Source organism: Flavobacterium sp. F52 (assembly GCF_000278705.1).
GTDB classification, from domain to species: domain Bacteria; phylum Bacteroidota; class Bacteroidia; order Flavobacteriales; family Flavobacteriaceae; genus Flavobacterium; species Flavobacterium anhuiense.
Window position 1 is genome coordinate 211,796 of sequence record NZ_AKZQ01000023.1, and the last position, 23,340, is coordinate 235,135.

Here is a 23,340-nt window from a genome sequence, read left to right on the forward strand (position 1 = left end):
TGAATCTTATTATTTTCTTATCAGTAAAATTAAATCAATCAATCTTGATGAATAGCCAATCTCATTATCATACCAGCCCACAACTTTTACCATTTTGTCGATAACCGAAGTTAGCTGAGCATCAAATAAACAAGAATGTGTGTTGCCAATTACATCAACCGAAACAATTGGATCTTCGGTATAATCTAATATTCCTTTTAAATTTGTTTTTGAGGCTTGTTTAAATGCTTTGTTTATTTCTTCAATGCTAACAGCTCGTTTTACATTGAAGGTTATGTCTGTTAATGAACCGTCTGGAACTGGGACTCTAATACCACAGCCACCCATTTTATTATGCAATTTAGGAAAAATTTTTGTTAATGCCTTAGCTGCACCTGTAGTTGTTGGAACAATCGATTGACTGGCGCCTCTTGCACGTCTCAAATCCTTATGTGGCTGGTCGTGAAGGCTTTGGTCGGTGGTAAAAGAATGTATAGTCGTAATGTAAGCTTGTTCAATTCCACACAATTCTTCAATGATTTTAATCATTGGAGCAGCATTGTTTGTGGTGCAGCTTGCATTTGAAACTATATTTTCGCTTCCATCCAAAATATGTTCGTTTACTCCAAGAACTACTGTTTTTATAGTATCCACTTCTGATGGAGCAGAAAGAATTACTTTCTTTGCTCCAGCTTCAAGATGCGCATTTAGTTCTTCATGCGTTTTATACTTTCCAGTCGATTCGATAACAATATCAATCGAGTGTGATTTCCAATCTAAATTTGAAATACTTTTTTCGTGAAAAAAGAAAAAATGCCTTCCGTCTACAATGATGCTATTTTCGTCATGACTTACTTCATATGGCAAAACCCCATGAATACTGTCATATTTAATTAAATGTGACATGGTTTTGTTGTCAGCAATGTCATTTATAGCAACGACTTCAATTTCAGGGTGATTTAAAAGCAATCGGAATAAATTTCTTCCAATTCTTCCAAATCCATTAATAGCAATTCTTGTTTTCAATTATTTGGTTTATTCGTTTAATTGGTTAATCGCTTAATTGTTTTCAAACCGTTAAACGTCTCTACGATTAAACGATTAACTTAAAAATTTATAAAATATGTTTTTGTGCTTTGTATGAAGAACGAACAAGAGGTCCGCTTTCGACATGTCTGAAACCTAATTCAAGACCAAATTGTTCATATCTGGCGAATTGTTCAGGCGTAATAAATTCTTTTACAGGAAGATGTTTTTTACTCGGCTGTAAATACTGCCCAATTGTTACCACGTCAACATTTGCATTTTTTAAATCTCTCATCGTCTGGAAAACTTCTTCTTCAGTTTCTCCAAGACCAAGCATAATTCCAGATTTGGTTCTGTTGATTCCTTTTTCTTTCAGATAACGAAGCACTTCCAAACTTCTGTCATATTTTGCCTGAATACGAACTTCGCGAGTTAAACGTCGCACTGTTTCCATGTTATGAGAAACCACTTCAGGGTTTGCTTCTACAATACGGTCTATGTTTCTTTCAATTCCTTGAAAATCTGGAATTAAAGTTTCAAGAGTAGTTTGAGGATTCATTCTACGAATAGCTCTCACAGTTTCCATCCAAATGATAGAGCCTCCATCTTTCAAATCATCTCTGTCAACACTTGTAATGACAGCATGTTTGATATTCATAATCTTAATAGAACGCGCTACTTTTTCAGGTTCGTCCCAATCTACCGTTTCAGGTCTTCCGGTTTTTACCCCGCAGAAACCGCAAGAACGCGTGCAGACATTTCCTAAAATCATAAAAGTCGCTGTTCCTTCACCCCAGCATTCTCCCATATTTGGGCAGCTTCCAGAAGTACAAATGGTATTTAAACTATATTTATCAACTAAACCTCTAAGTTCAGTATATTTTTGTCCGATAGGTAATTTTACTTTTAACCATTTTGGTTTTGTGGTTTGTGTATTTTCAGCGACTGTTTCCATATATCAATGTTCAAAGTACAAAGATACGGAATGTAGTTTATTTTGAGACGTTTATTTGCTTTTCCTTTACATATCATATTTATAGAAGATATTGAGGATAATATAAATCAAGTGTTAATAAATTGTTTTAAGTGTATTTTGTGGTTGCTTTTTTTTGATTTATGTCTGATGTTTTAATGTTTCATTTGGTTTTTGTGGAATATAAAAGTTCGGTCTTAATCTGTTACAAATTTGGCTTCTTGGGAACTTGCAAAATTCATGCAATACTAATTTTGCTGTTAATTTAACAGTTTTAAAACCATGAAAAAGAGAATTATTGTATTAGGAGCTTTATTTGCAATTTTAAGCCTCACCAAAACAAATGCACAAATACTTTCAGATAAAACTATGGGAGCTTTAGGAAAAGGCGTTTCAGGATTTACTTTTAGTGATGCAGACGCTGCGGCTTTAGCAAAACAATCTATTGCAGAATTGGATGCAAACAATCCTGTTGCAGATCCAAAATATGGATATTCAATTCGTTTAGACCGTTTATTTGGGAAACATACTACAAGCGAAGGAGTTACTTTAAATTATAAAGTGTATTTAGTGAAAGATATTAATGCTTTTGCATGTGCTGATGGAAGTGTTCGTGTGTTTGCAGGTTTAATGGATATTATGGATGATAACCAGCTGCTTGCTGTTATTGGTCACGAAATCGGACATGTTGTTAATCATGATACAAGAGATGCCATAAAAGCGGCTTATAAAAAAGAAGCTTTATTAGATGTTGCGTCGTCTCAATCAGGAAAAGTAGAAACTCTTACCAACTCTCAATTAGGGCAAATAGGAAGCGCTATGATTGATAGCAAACATAGCAGAAAACAAGAATCTGAGGCGGATAATTTCTCTTATGATTTCATGAAAAGAAATGGTTACGATGTGAATGCTGTAGAGTCGGCTTTTAGAATTCTTCAAAATTTAAGCGAAGGAGCGGAGGCGTCTTTTATGACTAAAATGATGAGCTCTCATCCTGATTCTGGAAAAAGAGCTGACGCGGCCAAAAAAAGAGCAACAAAAGATGGATTGTATCATGCGTATGAGCAACAGAAAATTGTAAATACAGCTCCAGTAACAGCAAAGAAAACAACTGCAACAACAAAGAAAACAAGTACTGCAAAGAAGAAATAAGCGCTACATAATACAAACCGGTAAATCTAATAATTGGCCGGTTTTTTCTTTTTTATTATAGAATCAAAATCGGTTATAGTTGATTATCAGCTCATAAAAATGTTATATCTTTATTTGTTGAAAAACAAGTTTTGTGTGAATTTAAAATAGCATTTTGTTATGCTACATTTGTTGTTAAATTGTAATTATAAAAAATATGAAAAAGAAATTTATAATAGTAGGACTTTTATTTACAGCATTTGGTTTAACTAAAATGACTGCACAGATTAATTTTGGAGATAAAGCAATTGGGGCAGTTCAAAAAGGGGTCACTGGTTTTACTTTTAGTAATGCCGATGCAGCAAAATTATCTAAAGAAGCGGTAGCTAAATTAGATGCAGAGCATGAAATTGCTGGGCCAACTGATGGTTATGCAATACGATTAAATCGTGTTTTTGGAAAACATGCATCGGGAGACGGATTTACTTTAAATTATAAAGTATATAAATTAAAAGAAGTAAATGCTTTTGCAACCGCAGACGGAAGCGTTCGTGTGTATTCAGGATTAATGGATATCATGGATGATAATGAATTAATCGCTGTAATCGGGCACGAGATTGGACACGTAGCAAACAACGATTCTAGAGATGCAATTCGTGCGGCTTATCAGAAAGAAGCATTAATGGATGGTGCGGCTTCTCAATCGGCAACTGTGGCGACAGTTACAGACAGCCAACTTGGGAAAATTGGAAGCGCAATTATTGACAGCAAGTACAGCCGTAAACAAGAATCGGAAGCAGATTTATTTGCTTACAATTTCATGAAGAAAAATGGCTACGATGTAAATGCTGAAGAATCTGCATTTAGAATTTTAGCAAAAATGAGTGAAGGTTCTGAGGCTTCATTTATTGACCAAATGATGAGCTCGCATCCAGATTCAAAGAAAAGGGCTGACGATGCCAAAAAAAGAGCAGAAAAAGATGGTTTGTATAAGCCGTATGTACAGCAAAAAATTGTAAATACAGCTCCAGTTGCAAAAAAGACAACCACAAAGAAAACAACTACCACAAAAAAGAAATAAGAGTTGTTTCTTAAATTATAAAACCCAGCAATTTCTATTTGCTGGGTTTGTTTTTTTTATCCTAGTACATGAAAAGCAAGAATCTTTTGCACTTCATAAACATTAACGGATTTATTGAATTGTTTTACAATGCTTGGCTGTTGTTCGCTAGAAATCCAGATTTTTAATTCTGCATCTAGATCAAATGTTCCTGCAGTTTCTACACTGAATCTTGTGATGTTTTTGTAAGCAATAGATTTGTATTCTGTTTTGCTTCCTGTAATTCCTTGCACATCTACTAAGATTAGTCTTTTGTTCGTAAAAATGAAAGTGTCGCGAATAAGTTTAAAACCCATTTCGATTTCTTCATTTGCTGTTAAAAGCTGCCCGTATTTTTTAATTAAATCTTCTTGACTTACAGAACCTGCATTGCCAAGAATAGCTGAAAATATTCCCATTACCTTGTTTTAATTTAGTTAAAATGATTTCCGTTTTGAAGGAGTAAATGTAGTGGATTTTGTTAATTTTTTTGGTTTGAATTAAATTTAATTATTAATGGGGCTAATGTTATTGCAATTAGGAAAGATGATATAAAAGTCACAACTAAATTCCCAATGTTTAAATCTTTTGGGGTTATTATAAATCTCATAAATAAGATTGCGGTTGTAAATAAAATCACGGAAACCCAATAGAATTTTTTAATCGGAATTGGAGAAGTAAATTTTATCGGAAGATTAAAGAAAGTTATTAATATGATTACAGCTCCAATAAATGTGCTTAAATGTTGAGCTGTTTTCCAGAATGGAATTTCTGTTCCAAAGATTGCTATCGTGCTTTTCAAAGTTTCAATTTGATTCACAAAATAGCCGTGTTTATGGGTAAAGGCATCCCACAAAATATGAGAAAATATTCCAATAAGTAAAGAGATTAAGATGATAAGCCAATTTCTTTTAAAATAAACATTCCAGTTGAAATCTGTAAAAATCAAAATTCGACTTCTGATAAATGAAGGAAGATTTTGAAATAATAGATTTCTAGCAAGATTATGAAAAAGAAAAGTCAATAAAAGAGCAAGAGGTAAATCGAACCAAAAAATACCATTTAGAGTGTGGCTGTAATCGCTTTTAACTCTCATACGCAAAAAATATTCAAAATCTGGTGTTAGGCTTCCAATTACTAATGCTGTTAGAGAGAACCATGATTTTGGTAAATATCTCAAAGGAAGAATTATTGCAGGATGCGAAAAAGTGAAAGGCATTTAGTTGATTTTTAGTTTTGATTTAGGAATTAAATGTAACAAAAAAGCAGAACCTAAGTCCTGCTTCTTTGACTTTTCAAAATATTTATATTATTCGACTTCTGTTTTTATTGTGATAGGAAGATTGTATGCAGTTCTAACTGGTTTTCCGTCTAGAATTCCAGGAGCCCATTTTGTTTTTAATGATTTTAAAACTCTAATGGCTTCTTTCCCCATTCCATAACCAGGATCATTCTTTACAATAATGTCTGTAAGTGATCCATCTTTTTCAACCACAAAAGAAACATACACTCTTAGTGTTTTTTCTACGTCAAGTTCTGGTCTGCGGAAATTGTTTCCAACATACTTGTAGAACTGAGCAATTCCGCCTGGAAATTCAGGAAGTTTATCCAATATAGCTGTAGAAACAGGTTCATTGCTTGGTGGTGCAACTGTAGCGGCGTCACCATTTCCTCCTCCGCCTCCCGTTGTAGGTAATACATTTACCGAAGTTCCTGTTCCGGTAGCGTTTTCAACAACTGGTGCATTTTCTGTATTAGGCGCGATTTCCTGTACAGCGTCTTGAGTTCTTGCAACAACAGGATTGGTTAATTGAACCGCATCTGTTTGACTTGCTGCAGTTTGTTCTACAATCGGTGCAGGTGGTGCTGGCGGCGGTGGCACAACAGTAGGGTCAATGTTTACGGGCGTTATCGGGTCGTAAATCATTGGTTCTGGCTCGACTGGAACTACTGAGGAATTAAATTTGCTAATAAGTGCAGATGCACTCCCTAAAGCCGTTAATAACAATAAACCCATAAAGAGAGCTGTAACAGAATTTTTGGAGTTCTCCTGGCGTAATTGGTACGCGCCGTATTCTTTGTTTTTGTTCTCGAAAACAAGATCGGTCCACTTGTTTTCATAAATGCTTAATTTAGACATAATTTTTGGGTTTTAAGGTTAAGTAACTTTAAATCATGCGCAGAAAGGTTTAGGTTTGAGCTAGCAACGAAAAGTTGTAGTTTTAATGTTGTGGAAATGTTTTTATTTTAAGAATAAATATGAGAATAATTTATTCTTTGATTAAAGATAATAAATTATCTATTACGTTCGATAATTTCGGCCAATAATTTTTTAGCGCGTAAAAGTTTTACCTTAACACTGCTTAATGGCTCATCAATCTTAGTAGCAATTTCCTGATAAGACATTTCCTGAAAATAACGAAGCTGAATTACTTCTTGGTAGTGTGGTTTAAGTTCTTTGATGCATTGAAGCAGGCGGGAAAGATTCTGTTCTTTAATTAATGCATCTTCTGCCGATGGAGTAGGGTCGGCAATGTTGTAGGCCTGTTGGTCTTCGTTGTCCGTGATTTCTATAAAAAGATTGGTTTTCTTTTTTCGAAGCAAATCAATATAGACGTTTTTTGCAATGGCGATAAGCCAGGTATTAAACTGAAATTCTGGATTATAAGAAGCAATTTTGTCAAAAGCTTTGGAGAAAGTTTCTATCGTAATATCTTCTGCGGTGGTTTCGTTTTCGGTACGTTTGAGCATAAACGAATACACCTCATTCCAATAATGATCTAATAAAAAAGTAAAGGCGATCTGATCGCCTTTTTTTGCTTTTTCTATTTTAGAATTTATTTCCAATATACTGGTTTTGAAAAGATATTAGTTATAAAGATATTAATTTGCGTTAATATAAGCGCTATCTCAACAACCGGAAACCAAATTTTAATATCTTTTTCTTTTAATTTTCCTGCTGAACATCCAACGACTGTCCACACAATAGTATAGCGTGTAGCTAAAATTGCTAATACGGCGATCCATTGGTATTGAAATGCTAACAGTATAATAACTAAAATAAAGAAAAATAATTGTGATAGGAAAAATAATCCTAACTGCATTTTATCAAAAAACTTGTAATGTTCTGCAGTAGAAATATGTCTCCTTTTCTGAGTAAACCATTCTTTATAAGTTTTCTTAGGTTCTGAATAGGTAAAACTTTCAGGTGTATAAGAAATTGTAGTATTCGCTTTATTTGCTGCCTGATTAATGAATAAGTCGTCATCGCCAGAGCGAATCTGAATATGATCGATAAAACCATTTACATTAAAAAACTCTTCTTTTTTGTAGGCAAGATTTCTTCCAACTCCCATGTAAGGAAGTCCTATTTTTGCCCATGAAAAATATTGAAGTGCTGTTAGGACAGTTTCAAAACGAATAATTTTGTTTAAAAACGAACGCTCTACTTTTTCATAACCTCCGTAACCTAAAACGATTGTTTTGTTCATCGTAAACTGCGAAGTCATAGAAGTGATCCAATCTTTAGAGTTTGGAAAACAATCTGCATCTGTAAAAAGTAAATAATCTTTCTTTGCAGCTTTTATCCCAAGCGTTAAAGCGTATTTTTTATTTCCCCAAAAAGCTTCATTATTTTCAACTTTTACTAGACGGATATTAGAGAATTCTTTTTCAAATTCTTCAAAAACTTCAAGAGTTTCATCGCTAGATGCGTCGTCAATTAATACAATTTCAAAATCTGGATAATCTTGCTGTGCCAAAAGCGGAACGTATTTTTTTACATTCTCTTCCTCATTTTTAGCACATACAATTACAGAAACCGGAAGATTTTTAGGTTTCACATGCTGTGGTTTGGCAAAAGCAAATTTGCCAAAAACTCCTAAATAATAAAATAATTGAACTACGACAATAGCAATAAAAAAGTAAAATATGTATATAAGCATCTGATTTATTAGGTTCTATTAATTTCACGTTCTGCGACTGCAAATGTACTTATCAATTCGCTAAATTCAATAGCTTAAGCCGATTTACTTTCGGCATTTTGACATTTCTTTTGCAACAGCAATAGACTGAGGGTTTTCGGTTTTTTCTAATTCCGAAATTATGTTTTTATAATTGTAATCGTCACGATTTTGGGAGAGTTTTTTTGTGGCTTGAATTTCTTCAATTTCGATTTCAAAACCAAAGATTCCTCTTGCTTCGCGCATGGTCTTTTCAGATAAATTTTCAACACGTACTGGATTCTTAGAATTCACTTCGTACTTATCAACAAGCTTTTTTAATTGCTCTACTGAAGTTTCATAATCAACAATCTTGATTTTTCCATAAACATGTACGGCTATATAATTCCAAGTCGGAACATTTTCATGATCGTACCAAGAAGAAGAAATATAACTATGCGGACCGGTAAATACAGCCAAAACTTGGTCACTTTCGCTAAAACCTTCAGCTTGCGGATTCAGCTTTGAAATATGACCTTGCAGAATTTCTTTTCCATCAGCATTCAATTCCAATTCAATCGGAATATGCGTTGCGCATAACTTGCCGTTAGTCTGATTAATCAGGATTCCAAAACTGTTTTCTTTCAAAAAAGCTCTTATTTCTTCCTGATTTTCGTTTTTGTATAAATCTGGTGTATACATGATCTTGTTGTTTATACAATTTGTCACATTGAGCGGAGTCGAAATGCTTTATAGCAAAGACTTCGACTCCGCTCAGTCTGACAATGGGTTAAATTTCGTGACAATTAGTGAAATTTGTGTTTTAAATCACATTTACTTCCGCTTCAATCTGAATGCCGAATTTTTCAAAAACAGTTTTCTGAACTTCTTTCGAAACAGCTAAAATTTCCTGTCCTGTTGCGTTTCCGTAATTTACCAAAACTAAAGCTTGATTTTTGTGAACTCCCGCATCGCCAAAACGTTTTCCTTTAAAACCTGCTTGTTCAATCAGCCATCCCGCTGGAACTTTTACTTCGGTTTCTGAAACTTCGTAGAATTTCATTTCTGGGAATTTCTGATGGATTTTCTCAAAATCAGATTTCAATAAAATCGGATTTTTGAAGAAACTGCCGCTATTTCCTAGTTCTTTCGGATCTGGCAATTTGCTTTGTCTGATGGCAATTACAGCATTACTCACATCTTTTAAAGTTGGTTCTGTAATGTTGTTTTTGGCCAATTCTGCCAAAATATCTCCGTAAGACGTATTGATTTTATGATTGCGTTTAGTCAGTTTAAAAATAACCGAAGTAATAATAAATTGGTCTTTTACCTCATTTTTGAAGATGCTTTCGCGATAGCCAAAGTTGCATTCAGCGTTATTGAAAGTTTTCATTTCCTGAGTCGCAATATTAATCGCTTCGCAAGAAACAAAAGTGTCTTTAATTTCGGTCCCATAAGCACCAATATTTTGAACTGGAGTTGTGCCAACATTTCCAGGAATAAGAGACATGTTTTCTAATCCGCCAAAATTGTTATCAATCGTCCAAAGAACGAAATCGTGCCAAGTTTCACCCGCCTGACTTTCAACCCAAACAAAATCGTCGTCTTCTTTTATGATCTTTTTGCCTTTTAGATCAATATGGATAACCAATGCGTCAATATCTTTGGTTAAAAGCATATTGCTTCCGCCGCCAAGAATGAATTTTTTCTCGTTTTTGTTTGCTGACAAAATGGTTTTCAATTCAGTAATAGAATGAACGGCAACAAATTGTTTAGCGCTAGCTTCAATGCCGAAAGTATTATATTTTTTTAAAGAAAAATTGGATTGGATTTCCATAAATAAAAGGCTTTTTAATCTGAGTCAAAAGTAAGGATTATAATTTATTCGGAAGGGGTTTTAAATAAATATCAGGTTTCGAAAACTAAATCAATTTCTTTTGTAAATTTGAAAGAATTATAATGTTATATTAATGAAGCTTTTTTTTCTTAAGAATAAGATTTTACTCTTTTTAGGTCTGTTTATTTCATTGTCTTCTTTTGCTCAATCAGATATTGTCGGGAAATGGGAGACTAGAGATATAATTGGGTATTCTGATGTTCTTGAATATTCTTTAGTAAAAGACAAACAACAGAATAATGGACGAAGTGTAACATTTAAGCAAGATGGCACATTTTTTTGTGATGCGCCAGTGAAATGTCTTAATGATTGCTTCGTTTTAACTTCTGGAACTTATAAGCAAGTTGATAGTGATCATATACAATTGATTGTAAAAGATGCTCATTTTATTGGTTTAACTTGCAAGATGAAAAATCTAAATAAAGAAGATATTATTAGAGATTTAGGTTTTTTTTACATTAATAAAGAAGGAGAAACAATTCGATTGATTCCAAATAATAAGGTTTTGAAGGATGCTGAAAAGCTTTCTATGGTTTATCCCCAATAATTTTTATTGCAAAGACCCAAGCTTCGCGTTCATAGCGTAAACTCTTGCGAACTTTGCGGTTAAATATTTATAGAATTCAACAACTCATGATATTTCTTTGAAATAATCATCATATTAATATCGTAATTCGCATTTTCTTCCACAAATTTTCTATTTCGAATAATCGTCTCGTTTCGTAATTCAGCATTTTCAAAAGACCAAATTAACTCATTGGCCAGCATTTCGATATTGTCAACTTCAATCAATTGCCCGTTTTCTCGATGCGTAATCCAGCTTTGATTTCCGGGAATATCAGAAACAATAGGATAACAATTGCAAGCCATTGCTTCAAATAAAGAGGCAGAAACGCCTTCGGTGGTTGGCATACTAATGTAAATATTAGATTGCTGCAGTAATTTTGGAAGTTCTGTATTCGGGATTCTTCCTGTAAAAATTACTTTGTTTTCTATTTGGAGTTCTTTTGCAAGATCTTTTAAAAATTGCAATCTGTTTCCGTCGCCAACAATGGTCAAAGAAAAATCAATTCCTTTTTGGTTTAAAATTCCGAAAGCTTTTAAAATGGAATCATGTCGGTATTCTGGCTGTAGCGAACGTGTAACAATCGCTTCAATTTTATTTGAATTATTGGTTGAAGGTGTAAAAAGTGATAGGTAAATTCCTTTTGGGAGAACCAAAACTTTGTTCATGTCAACTCCAGTTGCTTTCATGTGAATTGCCATTACAGGACCCCAAGCATGAATTAAATGTGCTTTTTTGAAAGCGTATTTCTGAATGAATTTTTTAAAAGGATATAATTTAGATTCTTCTGGCCATAAATCAGTTCGGCCTTGCTGTGCGATGGCAATGGTTTTGGATCCAGATAATGCTGCAAGAAAACCATAACTGGTGGTTCTTTCTGCAATCACCATATCTGGCTTTTCTTTTTTAATTATTCTTCGAATAGAAATAGGAGCGAAGAAATATTCTAAAATGCGTTTAGATCTGCGATTGTTTGATGTTTGAAGTTCCCAAGTAATGATTTCAAAATCGCCAAATTCTTTAAGGCCTTTCATCCAAGTGATGGCATCAGCGCGATAAGATTCTCCAAGAAAAAGTATTTTCCTTTGCATTATAAAAGTTTTTTCGCCACGAATTCACGAATTAATTTTGAATAATTCGTGAATTCGTGGCGATTTTTTTTGTCTAAAATTCTTCAGTATCTAAAGCGCGATTTATAAAATCGTTTAGCGGTTTTAAAGCAATGAGTTTTTCGCTCATTTTTTTTACAAAATCCTTTTTTGTAACCTCAGAAATATCGTAGGTTTGGCTTGCTGTAAAACTTTTTAATTTTAAAAACTCAATTGCAGGATGGTCTTTTTCGTAACCGCGTGGCATGCTTTTTAATGAATTGTTTTCGTTTACGTCCAAACTTCCAAATTCTTTTTTAAAGTTTTTATCATTTAAGATTTCCTGTAAATCATCATAGAAAAAAGCGATTTCTTTACGGACTTTCTTTAGTTCTTCTGCATCAGGAGAATAAAATCCGCCAGCAATAAAACTTCCTCCTTTTTCAATGTGAACGTAATAGCCAGAACGATTTGCACCTTTTGCTCCTGCTGACATCCAAACGCCCAAATGAGATTTGTAAGGAGATTTGTCTTTAGAAAATCGTATGTCACGATTGATTCTAAAGGTGCAGTCTTTTATCTCAAGAAGTTCCAACGACGGATCAAGAGGTTTCATTATATCTAGAAAATCACTCACCAACTGATGGTAGTCTTTCTTAAAAACTTCGTATCGTTTTTTATTGTCCTGAAACCATTCTCTGTTATTGTTCTTTTTTAAATCGTCTAAAAATTGCAATGATTCTTTCGTTAGCATATTCCTTGTATATTTTATTGCAGTTGTCTTTAAGTTTTTTGCTCAGGCTAATTTACTGATTTCTATTTTGTGATTACTTCTAAAAACTGATACAAATTATACCAAATTTCACAAGTCACAAATTGAATATCTTATATGTCTGATGTGTGGATTTTACAATTGCTTCGGTTCTTTCGGGATGTGTGTCTGAAATAAAAAGCTGTCCAAACGTTTCGCTGTTTACCATTTCAACGATTTTGGCAACGCGGGTTTCGTCCAGTTTGTCAAAAATATCATCAAACAAAAGAATGGGTTTTACGCCACTTTGTTTTTTTAGAAATTCAAACTGAGCCAATTTCAAAGCAATTAGAAAAGATTTCTGTTGTCCTTGCGATCCGAATTTTTTTATCGGATGTGAGTCGATTTCAAAAGACAAATCATCTTTATGAATTCCTACACTTGTGTATTGAAGTGCACGGTCTTTATTTATATTTTCCTGTAAAAGCGTTAAAAGATCTTTTTCAAATAAATGGCTTTCATAAACCAGTTGTACACTTTCCTCAGATCCCGTTATTACCTGATGGTGTTTATTAAATATAGGTATAAATTGTTCAAGAAAATCTTTTCGCTTTTCAAAAATCGATTTTCCGTAACCTTGCAATTGCTCATTATATATAGATAAGGTATCGTTATCAAAAACATGATTCAGGGCAAAATACTTTAAAAGGGCATTTCGCTGTGTAATTACCTTTTGATATTGTATTAATTCGTGGAGATATGTGGCATCCAACTGCGAAATCACACTATCCATAAATTTGCGGCGCGTTTCGCTTCCTTCAATAATTAAATCACGATCTGCTGGCGAAATAATTACTAACGGAATAAACCCGATATGATCTGAAAATTTATCGTAAGGTTTTCCATTTCGTTTTAAAACCTTTTTCTGCCCTTTTTTTAAACTGCAAACAATCTGTTCTGTTCTTTCGTTCTTTTCCAGTTCGGCATCAATAACAAAAAATTCTTCGCCGTGTTTGATATTTTGAACAGCAAGTGGATTAAAATAGCTTTTCCCATAAGCTAAATGATAAATAGCGTCGAGCACATTGGTTTTTCCAATGCCATTTTTTCCCACAAAACAGTTGATTTTGATGTCAAAATCAAAACTTGCTTCTGAAAAGTTTTTATAATTGAATAATGAGATTTTGTTTAAATGCATTTTTTCGGGACTTCCACGTATAAAATTTACCCTTTTTGAACAGTAAAAATTTGAGGCTGCAAATTACCGAAAATTATCGATATAATTGGCTTTGGCGCTTTCTTGGGCATATTTATTTTATTGCTTCCGCGAAAGTATGAGCCAATACGGAAAATATTTTTTTTAAAATAGTGATAAAATTGAAATTTTTTACCTCAGTTTCAAGAAAAATTTTATTTTTGCCGTTCACTAAATAAATTTTAAATGGCAACTTACAATAAAAGAGGATATAAGACACCAAAAGAAAAGGAAGTAAAAGAGGTAGTTACTGAAGAGCAGCAAGTAATTATTGACGAAAAAGACAGTACAACGGCTGGAGTTTTCTCAAAATTAGATGAAACGGCTTCAAAAACTGAGGATTGGGTGGCTAAAAATCAGAAAATCATTATTGGTTTAGTTGCAGGTATTGCAGTGGCTACAATTGGATATTTGGCTTACCAAAAATTTATTGAAACTCCTAAACAAGAAGAAGCTGCAAGTGAAATGTTTGTTGCGCAGCAAAACTTTGAAAAAGCTGTAAACGGTGTTTCTAGCGATTCATTATTCAAATTATCATTAAACGGTTCAGAAGGTAAATTCGGATTTATTAAAATCGCTGAAGAATATTCTGGAACAGACGCTGGAAACTTAGCAAACTACTATGCAGGTATTGCTTACCTAAATACTGGTAAATTTGATGAGGCAATTAAATATTTAGGTGAATTTAAATCTGAAGACGCAATCTTAAGTGCTTTGGCTAAAGGGGCAACAGGTGATGCTTATTCTCAAAAAAATCAGCAAAAAGAAGCTTTAGATTTTTATGTAAAAGCTGCTGAGTCTAATAAAAATGATTTTACAACGCCTCGTTTCTTGTTAAAAGCTGGAAAAACAGCTTTAGCTTTAGGGCAAAAAGAAGATGCATTGAAATATTTCAACGACATTAAAGATAATTACGACAGTACTCCAGAAGCGGCATCTGTTGATGCTTTGATCGGATTAGCGCAATAAAAATTTTAGACTTTAGATTTTAGATTGTAGATTTGTAATTAAGAATCTAAATTCTAAAATAAAAAATCTAAAATATATAAGATGGCTACTCAAAATAAAAATCTATCAGAATACGATAAAAACACAATCCCAAACGCGAAAGACTTTCGGTTTGGGATTGTTGTTTCTGAATGGAATGATACTATAACTGAAGGACTTTATAATGGTGCTTTTGACGCTCTAGTTGATTGCGATGTTCCGGCTCAGCAAATTATCCGTTGGAATGTTCCAGGAAGTTTTGAGTTGATTTACGGAGCAAAAAAAATGCTTCAGACTCAAAATGTTGATGCGGTTATCGTAATTGGATGCGTAATTCAAGGAGAAACAAAACATTTTGATTTTGTTTGTGAAGGTGTTACACAAGGAATTAAAGACTTGAATGTTCAGACTGATATTCCAGTTATTTTCTGCGTTTTAACAGATAATAATATGCAACAGTCAATTGATAGAAGCGGAGGAGTGCACGGAAACAAAGGAACCGAAGCTGCAATCGCGGCCATAAAAATGGCTTACATACGTCAGCAAGCTTCAATAGCTCATGCTTACAATCAGCCTTTATTGACTTCGGGAGCACTTCAAATTGAAGATTCTCCGAAAAAAATTGAGAACGAATAAAGCACATTTGTTTTAAAAGTATTAAAACCTATACTGTGTAATAACGGTATAGGTTTTTTTGTTTTTTTTATGATTATTCTTATTCTAAAAGCCAACCAAAATTCATTAAATTTGTACTTCTTGGTTTGTAAAAACCTAATCTAACTTTAAAACCTATTTTTGCTTAATGTCGAGTATTATTCAATTGCTTCCTGATCACGTTGCTAACCAAATTGCTGCTGGAGAAGTGGTTCAAAGACCTGCTTCAGTCGTAAAAGAGTTGTTAGAAAATGCTGTTGATGCCAAAGCAACTGATATTAAATTAATTATAAAAGATGCCGGTAAATCGCTGGTGCAAGTTATCGATAATGGAGTCGGAATGACCGTTACCGATGCACGCTTGTGTTTTGCCCGTCATGCAACATCCAAAATCCGTCAGGCAGAAGATTTGTTTTCGCTTGGGACAAAAGGTTTCCGTGGAGAAGCTTTGGCTTCTATTGCAGCGATTGCGCATATGGAAATGAAAACCAAGCAAGATCAAGACGAATTGGGAACGCATATCATAATTGAAGGAAGTAAATTTATTTCGCAGGAAGTGGCCGTTTTGCCAAAGGGAACTTCGTTTGCGGTTAAAAACTTGTTTTTTAATATTCCTGCTCGCCGTAATTTCTTAAAGTCAGATACAGTTGAGTTTCGTCACGTCATGGATGAATTCCAGCGTGTGGCACTGGCGCATCCAAATATTCATTTTAGCTTTTATCATAACGGAAGCGAAATGTACAATCTTCCAGCAGCGGGATATCGCCAGAGAATTGTGGGTATCATGTCTGGTAAAACAAATGAAAAGTTGGTTCCAGTAAATGAAGAAACTGATATTATAAGCATTCAAGGATTTGTTTGTAAACCGGAGTTTGCAAAGAAAAATAGAGGAGAACAGTTCTTTTTTGTAAATGATCGATTTATAAAAAGCAGTTACCTACACCATGCGGTTATGTCTGCATACGACGGATTGCTGAAAGATGGTTCTCAACCTAGTTATTTCTTGTATCTACAGGTTCCGCCAAACACAATTGATATCAATATTCATCCGACTAAAACAGAAATTAAGTTTGATGACGAGCAAGCATTATATGCTATTTTAAGAGCGTCCATCAAACACAGTTTAGGACAGTTTAATGTCGCTCCAGTTTTAGATTTTGATCGAGATGCCAATTTAGATACACCATATCATTATAAAGATGTAGAAGCAGAAATTCCGACAATTCAGGTTGACGGCACTTTTAATCCTTTTACTGATGATAAAACCAATCAGCATTATAGTAAAGCTACTTCAGGATCTTCTGGATATAGTTCAGGTTCATCATCTTCTTCGTCAGGATCGTCATATTCTGGATCATCGTATTCAGGTTATTCTAAAAGAGTTGAGCCAACGGCAAGCTGGGAAAGTTTGTATGTTGGTTTGGATGTCGAAAATCCTGAAAGTATAGAAAGTTCGCCTTTTACATTCGAAAATGAAGAAGTAACCTCTTCTTTGTTTGATGATGAAGAAGTGGAACAGGCAACGCAGAAAACGTATCAAATTCATAGAAAATATATTGTATCTCCAATAAAATCAGGAATGATTATTGTTGACCAACAGCGTGCGCATCAGCGAATTTTGTATGAACAATTTTTGCTGAACATGACTGTCAATCAAGCGGCGAGCCAACAATTGCTTTTTCCTTTAGATTTGTTTTATTCGGCTTCAGAAATGAAGTTGATCGAAGAATTGAAACCTTCTTTGGAAACTACCGGATTTGTTTTTGATGAAAGTAAGACAGATCACATTGTAATTTCCGGAATTCCTGTAAATATTACAGAAAGCGAAGTTTCGCAGGTAATAGAACAATTATTGAGCGACTTGCAAGACGGAATTCCAGCAAACAGTTACAGTCAAAATGATACAATTGCCAAATCGATGGCCAAAAGTTTAGCGGTTAAAACAGGATGTTATTTGACCGAAAAAGAACAAGATAATTTGGTAAATGGTTTGTTTGCTTGTAAAGATCCAAATATTTCACCTTTTCAAAAACCTACCTTCATCACTATGCGTGTAGAAGATATAGATAAAAAGTTTGCTTTATGATGAATATCACGCCAGTAGTTAAACAACTGCTAATTATTAATATAATATTCTTTATTGGTGCTCAATTAGTGCCAGTTTCTTATGAATATTTGTCATTGTTCTATCCAGAAAGCGAAAGTTTCAGAGCTTGGCAAATCATTACGCACATGTTTATGCATGCACCATGGCCAAATTTTGCGCATATTTTATTTAATATGTTTGCCTTATACAGCTTCGGGTCTGCGTTGGAACATTTCTGGGGAGGAAAAAAGTTTTTGTTTTTCTACATTTCTTGCGGATTAGGTGCGGCATTGCTTCATACTGGAGTAAACTACCTTCAGCTGCAATCTCTTTTAAGTTCTGTTTCTGAATTGAATTTATCTAAATCAGAATTACACTTGATTTTGAATGCAAATTATTCTTCTTTATTCGATGCCAGTGGCCGAATGGTACAAGGAGAAATCGCTACAATTTTAAATAAAGCACATTGCACGCAAGAACAATTTAATGCTTTGGCACAGGCTAGCGGTATAGTTCAGTCTCCAGTTTTGGGCGCTTCTGGAGCAATTTACGGTTTATTAACTGCCTTTGCATTTATGTTTCCAAATGCTCAGTTGGCATTGATCTTTATTCCCGTTCCTATCAAAGCAAAATATTTTGTTCCTGGAATTTTAGCAATTGACTTATTTTTAGGTTTTAAAGGAAGTTCTTTATTTGGAAGCGGAGGAACTGGTATTGCGCATTTTGCTCACGTTGGCGGTGCAATTGCTGGTTTTTTAATGATGTTGTACTGGAAAAAAAATCAGTTTAATAACAACCGTTGGAATTAATTTTTAACTTTAAAGTACAAATTCTAAAACAAAAGAGTTTCTATGAATATTCTAGACGATTTAAAATTACAATATAGATTGGGTGGTATTGCTATGCGTGTTATGTATTGGAATATAGCATGTTTTATTGTATCACTTATCTTCTTCTATCAATTTTCAATAGGTCAATTTGCTTTTCCAAGTTGGTTGGCTTTATCGTCAGATCCTCAGGTTTTTATGTTTAAGCCTTGGACTTTTTTAACCTATGCTTTTTTTCACGATGGATTTTTTCATCTGTTGTTCAATATGATGGTGCTTAATTTTGCGAGCACTTTGTTTTTGACTTATTTTACTCAAAAGCAATATTTAGGATTGTATCTTTTAAGCGCTCTTTTTGCAGGAGTGGCTTTTGCACTGAGTTTTTATTTTTCTAATATCAGCGGTTCTATTGTTGGTGCTTCTGCAGCAATTATGGCTATTTTGGTGGCCGCAACGACCTATTCTCCTTTAATGAATGTTCGTTTGTTTCTATTCGGAAATGTGAAACTTTGGCATATTACGGCTGTTATTCTAATTTTAGATTTAATGCAGTTCCGTTTAGGTAATATGGGCGGACACATTTCGCATCTTGCCGGTGCTTTCTTTGGATTTGCTTATATTAAATTGCTTCAAAACGGTACTGATTTAAGTATCGTTGTTTCTAAAACTTTAGATTTCTTCGCAAATCTTTTTAGAAAATCTCCTACGACCCCATTTACAAAAGTTCATAAAAATTACAAAAGACCTACAGAAAAAACGACATCAAGAATTGTTACGAAAGATAAAACGCAACAGCAGATTGATGAAATTTTAGACAAAATTAGTCAGTCAGGATACGATTGTCTGACAAAGGAAGAAAAAGAGTTTTTATTTAAAGCTGGAAAATAAACTTGTAGGAGATAAATATGAAAAACCTTTCTTGGTTTAATAAAATAATGTTCTTTTTGAACATAGTGCTGACTGTGCTTACATTTAGCATCTATGTTTTGCCTTTTTTAGCACCTAAAAGTTTTCCGCTTTTATCGGTGCTTACTTTGTTTATGCCTGCTTTTTTTGTGGCCAATGGATTGTTCTTTATCTATTGGGGAATTCAGTTTAAAAAACGCCTTATTTTATCGGGTTTGGTTTTGCTGACCGGAATTACATTCATCAGTAAATTTTATAAGTTTTCTGGAAAAGAGTATGTGAAAGATGAAAAGGATTTTTCTGTAATGAGTTATAACGTTCGTCTTTTTAATGTTTTTAAATGGCTGGATCGTGATGATATTCCGTCAAACATTAAAGCTTTTATAGATGAGAAAGATCCTGATATTTTGTGTATTCAGGAATACTCAAATTCGGCACATTTGGATTTAAAGGTTTATCCGCACCGCTATATTTTTATTGACGGCAAAAAAATTAAGACTGGGCAGGCTATTTTTTCTAAGTTTCCAATTATTGACGAAGGAAATATCATTTTTCCAAAGTCAGATAATAATGTAGTTTATGCTGATATTAAGCGCGGAAAAGATATTATTCGCGTATATAATATGCATTTGCAATCAATTAAAATATCTCCAGATGTAAGTGAAATTTCCGATGACATTGATAATGTAAACCAGAAGAAATCACAACGCATTTATGCTAGAATCAGTAAAGGATTTACGCAACAGCAAGAGCAGGCAGAAATTTTTAAAGAGCATATTAAAAAATGCAACTATCCAATTATTATCTGCGGAGATATGAATAATAGTCCATTTTCTTATGTGTACCGAAATATAAAAGGGAAATTAAAAGATGCTTTTGAAGAAGCTGGAGAAGGTTTTGGAGCTACTTATAAATTCAAATACTATCCTGCTAGAATTGATTATATTTTTACAGATAGTAAAATGAAAGTAAAACAATTTGAAAGCTTTTCTGACTTCGAAAATTCAGACCATTATCCGATTATGACAAGACTTTCTGTGGAATGATTTTTTTTAGTTGAAAGTTCGAAAGTCAAAAGTTAAGGGTGATACGAAAATTCATAACTCATAACTTATAATTCATAATTTATATGATCTTTTGGGTTTTCAAATAATCCATTGCAAATTTACCTTCGTTAAAAAGCAAATCCAAAACACTTAAATTATTGATAAAACCGTGTTTGTCATCAAATACCTGAGTGTATTTTTCAAAAGAATTAGCATCCTTTTTACCATTTGCTAGATATCTGAAATCGGCAAAATCAGCAACTTCATGAAAGTATTCTGTAGTTTTTCCAAATTCCAATTTCATTCGAAGGCATTTTGTCACAACGTCTAACACTTCGAAATTCAAATCCATTAAAAATTCATGTTTTTTCTCGAAAATAGGAACGATATCATCTTCGAAATATTCAAAGAACGGAGAGCTTCTATATGCGGCCTCAAGCGATTTAAAATGCTGTTTCTGCCAATCAAATTCGTTTTCGATTAAAATGTCTTTTGTTTTTTGATGTGCAGTTTTAGAATGCTTAACAGGGATATTTAATAATTGAATTCCATTCGGACTATAGATGTAAGTTCTATTTCTATTGGTCTGTTTCTGAAAATTATCTTCCATTTCAAAAGTAATGCTGTCTGATTGCGCGATTACAGCAAAATGACTGATAGATGGGAAATAAGTTGGAAGTATTAAGGAATTCATTTCGTTTTGTTTCAAGTTTAAAAAGTTTCAGGTTTCAAGTTGACGTAAAACGTGAAACTTGAAACCTGACACAAAAATAACTTATTTTTTAATTATGCTTTATTCTCTCTTCTTTTTTTCCAGATAAAATCTCCAACGAAGTAGATGGCAAGAAGTATTAAGAAATATTTAAAGTAAGAATGAGGCTGACCTTCGCCGTCTACAGTTGTAAATACTCTGTTCCAACGAATTTTATTGATGCCTTTTCCGTTGGTATCCCAGCTCATCCAAATGAATACTGGTTTTCCTACGATATGATTTTCAGGTACGTAACCCCAATAGCGGCTGTCTTCAGAGTTATGACGGTTGTCTCCCATCATCCAGTAGTAGTTCTGTTTGAAAGTGTACGTTGTCGCAGGTTTTCCGTTAATTAAGAATTTTGAACCTTGCAATTCTAATGTGTTTCCTTCGTAATTTGTGATAATCTCTTTATAGAAAGGAAGAGATTCATTTGTTAGAGCAACCGTTTTTCCTGCCTCAGGGATGTAAATTGGTCCCATGTTGTCTTGGTTCCATTTGTTGATATGAGGAAAAATAGCATTGTCATCTCCATGATCAACTTTTCGGATAACGGCAGTAACGCCAGGAGTGTTTTTAAATCTTTCTGCTCCAGCTTCTGTTAAGGCTCCTAAATAAAGTGTATCTCTTTTTTCTGTTCTAAAGCCTGCAGGATCTGTAATGTCCAATTCTTTGAAAATGGTTTCAAAATCAATAGGTGTTTTCCCGTCTAATGCTACAGCGTATGAGTATTGTGGTTTAGCTCTTTCTGGTAAAACTAATTTTTTTCCATTAATAAAAACATAGCCATCTTTTATTGATAAACTGTCTCCGGGAATACCAACGCATCTTTTTACGTAATTTGATTTTTTGTCAATTGGCTTAATAACGCCAGGTCTTCCTTTTGGTTCGAAGAAATAATGAACCGTATCGACGGGCCAGTTAAAGACGACAATATCGCATCGGTTTATTTTCTGGATAGCAGGTAGTCTAAAATATGGTAATTGCGGCCAGCTTAAGTACGATTTGCTTTTGGTTAAAGGAATTGAGTCGTGAACCATTGGCAAGGCTACCGTTGTCATGGGAACTCTAGGACCGTAGTTTAATTTGCTTACAAATAAGAAATCGCCAATCAATAAAGATTTTTCTAAAGACGATGTTGGAATCGTATACGGCTGTACAACATAAGTGTGTACTAATGTTGCTACAATAATGGCAAATAATAAAGAGCTAACGGTATCTGCTGCTTTGTTGTCAGGAGTTAGTTTGCGATCTTTATGATATTCTAATTTTTGAGTATAATTGACAACATAGATGTAAAAGCCTAAAGTAAACAGTCCTAAGATTGTGTCTAAAGTCGATTTTTTACCAAAAGTTCGTAACGTTTCTACCCATACAACTGGAAACATAATCAGATTGATGATTGGAATAAAAAGTAATAATGTCCACCATGTTGGGCGTCCGATAATCTTCATTAAAACGATTGAATTGTATACCGGAATTGCAGCTTCCCAGCTTTTTCTTCCTGCTGCCTGATACAGTTTCCAAGTACCAAGGAAATGAATAATCTGTACAGCTAGAAAAAATACGAACCAAGAGTAAAGTGTCATAATAATTGTATTTTAAGTTTCAAATTCAAGGTTTTCTGACTTGAATTTTGGTCAATTTATTGTAAGTTAAGTACGTCTTTCATAGAGTAAATCCCCTGTTTTCCTGCTAGCCATTCTGCCGCAATAACAGCGCCTAATGCAAAACCTTCACGATTATGAGCGGTGTGTTTAATCTCGATGCTGTCTATTGGCGAATCGTAAGTTACGGTGTGTGTTCCAGGCACTTCTCCAATTCTTTTTGCTTCAATATGAATTTCATTTGCTTTTGCTTCTTCTAAAGTCCAATTGGCGTAATTGCTGTTTTGAATAACACCTTGTGCTAAAGAAATAGCTGTTCCGCTTGGAGCGTCAAGTTTGTGGATGTGGTGAATTTCTTCCATCGAAACTTTATAAGAATCAAATTGATTCATGATTTTAGCTAAATATTCATTTAACCCGAAGAAAATATTTACTCCTAAACTGAAATTTGAACTAGAAATAAATCCTCCTTTTTTCTCGTTGCAAAGTGCAATCATTTCATCATAATGCTCCAGCCATCCTGTTGTTCCTGATACTACAGGCACATTAGCATTAAAGGATGCTGAGATATTACTAACTGCTGCTGATGGCACGCTAAAATCAATGGCAACATCGGCTGTTGAAAGTCCGTCATAGGTGTTAAATTCGTCTTTCTTTAAAACTATTTCATGACCTCTTTCTAAAGCAATTCTTTCAATTACTTTACCCATTTTTCCGTATCCTAAAAGCGCAATTTTCATTATGATTTGTTTTTGATTTTTTAAATAGAAT

The 23,340-nt window shown here is 33.9% G+C and carries 24 protein-coding genes; 9 read left to right on the plus strand and 15 right to left on the minus strand.

Translation table 11 applies throughout. From position 1 onward, the window contains the following. Nucleotides 1-9 precede the first annotated feature (9 nt). On the minus strand, nt 10-1,005 hold the full coding sequence (gap, locus tag FF52_RS08215) for a type I glyceraldehyde-3-phosphate dehydrogenase (protein ID WP_008464529.1): 996 nt from the start codon (nt 1,003-1,005) through the stop codon (nt 10-12). Between the two features lie 88 nt (nt 1,006-1,093). Next, on the minus strand, nt 1,094-1,960 hold the full coding sequence (gene lipA / locus FF52_RS08220; protein WP_008464530.1) for a lipoyl synthase: 867 nt from the start codon (nt 1,958-1,960) through the stop codon (nt 1,094-1,096). Nucleotides 1,961-2,260: 300 nt separating this feature from the next. Here lipA and FF52_RS08225 point away from each other — a divergent pair, with 300 nt between their 5' ends. Together FF52_RS08225 and FF52_RS08230 are read left to right on the plus strand one after the other, a co-directional pair. Further along, on the plus strand, nt 2,261-3,130 hold the full coding sequence (locus tag FF52_RS08225) for a M48 family metalloprotease (RefSeq protein WP_008464531.1): 870 nt from the start codon (nt 2,261-2,263) through the stop codon (nt 3,128-3,130). Nucleotides 3,131-3,326: 196 nt separating this feature from the next. Next, complete coding sequence (locus tag FF52_RS08230; RefSeq protein ID WP_008464532.1) at nt 3,327-4,190, plus strand: M48 family metalloprotease; 864 nt, start codon at nt 3,327-3,329, stop codon at nt 4,188-4,190. A 56-nt stretch (nt 4,191-4,246) separates the two neighbouring features. On the opposite strand, the gene FF52_RS08235 is transcribed toward FF52_RS08230, so the two are convergent. The 7 genes from FF52_RS08235 to murB all read right to left on the minus strand — a co-directional run bounded on the left by FF52_RS08235 (nt 4,247) and on the right by murB (nt 9,986). Further along, nucleotides 4,247-4,627 carry a PH domain-containing protein gene (locus FF52_RS08235; protein ID WP_008464535.1) on the minus strand — a complete coding sequence of 127 codons (381 nt, stop codon included), beginning with the start codon at nt 4,625-4,627 and terminating at the stop codon, nt 4,247-4,249. A 62-nt stretch (nt 4,628-4,689) separates the two neighbouring features. Beyond that, nucleotides 4,690-5,427, minus strand: coding sequence for a DUF4184 family protein (locus FF52_RS08240; protein ID WP_008464537.1), 738 nt, complete (start codon nt 5,425-5,427; stop codon nt 4,690-4,692). Nucleotides 5,428-5,517: 90 nt separating this feature from the next. After that, nucleotides 5,518-6,348 (minus strand): energy transducer TonB, encoded by an 831-nt coding sequence (locus FF52_RS08245; RefSeq protein ID WP_008464539.1) that lies wholly within the window; start codon nt 6,346-6,348, stop codon nt 5,518-5,520. Between the two features lie 155 nt (nt 6,349-6,503). Next, nucleotides 6,504-7,055, minus strand: a complete 552-nt coding sequence (locus tag FF52_RS08250) for an RNA polymerase sigma factor (RefSeq protein WP_008464541.1) — start codon at nt 7,053-7,055, stop codon at nt 6,504-6,506. After that, nucleotides 7,046-8,152, minus strand: coding sequence for a glycosyltransferase (locus FF52_RS08255; RefSeq protein WP_008464543.1), 1,107 nt, complete (start codon nt 8,150-8,152; stop codon nt 7,046-7,048). The genes FF52_RS08250 and FF52_RS08255 overlap by 10 nt, the downstream gene beginning before the upstream one ends. 84 nt (nt 8,153-8,236) lie before the next feature. Beyond that, nucleotides 8,237-8,851: an FMN-binding negative transcriptional regulator gene (locus tag FF52_RS08260; protein WP_008464545.1), complete on the minus strand. Its 615-nt coding sequence runs from the start codon at nt 8,849-8,851 to the stop codon at nt 8,237-8,239. Between the two features lie 121 nt (nt 8,852-8,972). Next, nucleotides 8,973-9,986 carry a UDP-N-acetylmuramate dehydrogenase gene (murB, locus tag FF52_RS08265; RefSeq protein WP_008464547.1) on the minus strand — a complete coding sequence of 338 codons (1,014 nt, stop codon included), beginning with the start codon at nt 9,984-9,986 and terminating at the stop codon, nt 8,973-8,975. A gap of 133 nt (nt 9,987-10,119) precedes the next feature. Between murB and FF52_RS08270 the strand changes: the two genes are divergently transcribed. Then, nucleotides 10,120-10,593 (plus strand): hypothetical protein, encoded by a 474-nt coding sequence (locus FF52_RS08270; RefSeq protein ID WP_008464548.1) that lies wholly within the window; start codon nt 10,120-10,122, stop codon nt 10,591-10,593. 59 nt (nt 10,594-10,652) lie between these two features. Here the strand turns inward: FF52_RS08270 and FF52_RS08275 are convergent, their stop codons facing one another. The 3 genes from FF52_RS08275 to recF all read right to left on the minus strand — a co-directional run bounded on the left by FF52_RS08275 (nt 10,653) and on the right by recF (nt 13,648). Next, a complete protein-coding gene (locus FF52_RS08275; protein WP_008464549.1) occupies nt 10,653-11,702 on the minus strand; it encodes a glycosyltransferase in 1,050 nt (349 codons plus the stop codon). 73 nt (nt 11,703-11,775) lie between these two features. Further along, the gene (locus FF52_RS08280; protein WP_008464550.1) at nt 11,776-12,453 is read right to left on the minus strand and encodes a DUF2461 domain-containing protein; all 678 of its coding nucleotides are present in this window, start codon (nt 12,451-12,453) and stop codon (nt 11,776-11,778) included. A 115-nt stretch (nt 12,454-12,568) separates the two neighbouring features. Further along, a complete protein-coding gene (recF, locus tag FF52_RS08285; RefSeq protein WP_008464551.1) occupies nt 12,569-13,648 on the minus strand; it encodes a DNA replication/repair protein RecF in 1,080 nt (359 codons plus the stop codon). Between the two features lie 243 nt (nt 13,649-13,891). Between recF and FF52_RS08290 the strand changes: the two genes are divergently transcribed. From FF52_RS08290 to FF52_RS08315, 6 genes are all read left to right on the plus strand, one after another. Beyond that, nucleotides 13,892-14,674 carry a tetratricopeptide repeat protein gene (locus FF52_RS08290; protein WP_008464552.1) on the plus strand — a complete coding sequence of 261 codons (783 nt, stop codon included), beginning with the start codon at nt 13,892-13,894 and terminating at the stop codon, nt 14,672-14,674. An 81-nt stretch (nt 14,675-14,755) separates the two neighbouring features. After that, a complete protein-coding gene (gene ribH / locus FF52_RS08295; protein WP_008464553.1) occupies nt 14,756-15,328 on the plus strand; it encodes a 6,7-dimethyl-8-ribityllumazine synthase in 573 nt (190 codons plus the stop codon). Between the two features lie 166 nt (nt 15,329-15,494). Continuing rightward, nucleotides 15,495-17,432: a DNA mismatch repair endonuclease MutL gene (gene mutL, locus FF52_RS08300; protein ID WP_008464554.1), complete on the plus strand. Its 1,938-nt coding sequence runs from the start codon at nt 15,495-15,497 to the stop codon at nt 17,430-17,432. Beyond that, nucleotides 17,429-18,241: a rhomboid family intramembrane serine protease gene (locus tag FF52_RS08305; RefSeq protein WP_083219832.1), complete on the plus strand. Its 813-nt coding sequence runs from the start codon at nt 17,429-17,431 to the stop codon at nt 18,239-18,241. Before mutL ends, FF52_RS08305 begins: the two co-directional genes overlap by 4 nt. Before the next feature lie 42 nt (nt 18,242-18,283). Continuing rightward, nucleotides 18,284-19,147, plus strand: coding sequence for a rhomboid family intramembrane serine protease (locus FF52_RS08310; protein ID WP_008464557.1), 864 nt, complete (start codon nt 18,284-18,286; stop codon nt 19,145-19,147). Between the two features lie 17 nt (nt 19,148-19,164). Continuing rightward, the gene (locus tag FF52_RS08315; protein ID WP_035691148.1) at nt 19,165-20,211 is read left to right on the plus strand and encodes an endonuclease/exonuclease/phosphatase family protein; all 1,047 of its coding nucleotides are present in this window, start codon (nt 19,165-19,167) and stop codon (nt 20,209-20,211) included. Nucleotides 20,212-20,290: 79 nt separating this feature from the next. Here the strand turns inward: FF52_RS08315 and FF52_RS08320 are convergent, their stop codons facing one another. From FF52_RS08320 to dapB, 3 genes are all read right to left on the minus strand, one after another. Beyond that, entirely contained in the window at nt 20,291-20,905 is a 615-nt protein-coding gene (locus FF52_RS08320; protein ID WP_008464562.1) for a WbqC family protein, read from the minus strand. 92 nt (nt 20,906-20,997) lie between these two features. Next, the gene (gene lepB, locus FF52_RS08325; protein WP_008464563.1) at nt 20,998-22,551 is read right to left on the minus strand and encodes a signal peptidase I; all 1,554 of its coding nucleotides are present in this window, start codon (nt 22,549-22,551) and stop codon (nt 20,998-21,000) included. 56 nt (nt 22,552-22,607) lie between these two features. Further along, nucleotides 22,608-23,309, minus strand: a complete 702-nt coding sequence (gene dapB, locus FF52_RS08330) for a 4-hydroxy-tetrahydrodipicolinate reductase (RefSeq protein ID WP_008464565.1) — start codon at nt 23,307-23,309, stop codon at nt 22,608-22,610. Between the last annotated feature and the right edge of the window lie 31 nt (nt 23,310-23,340).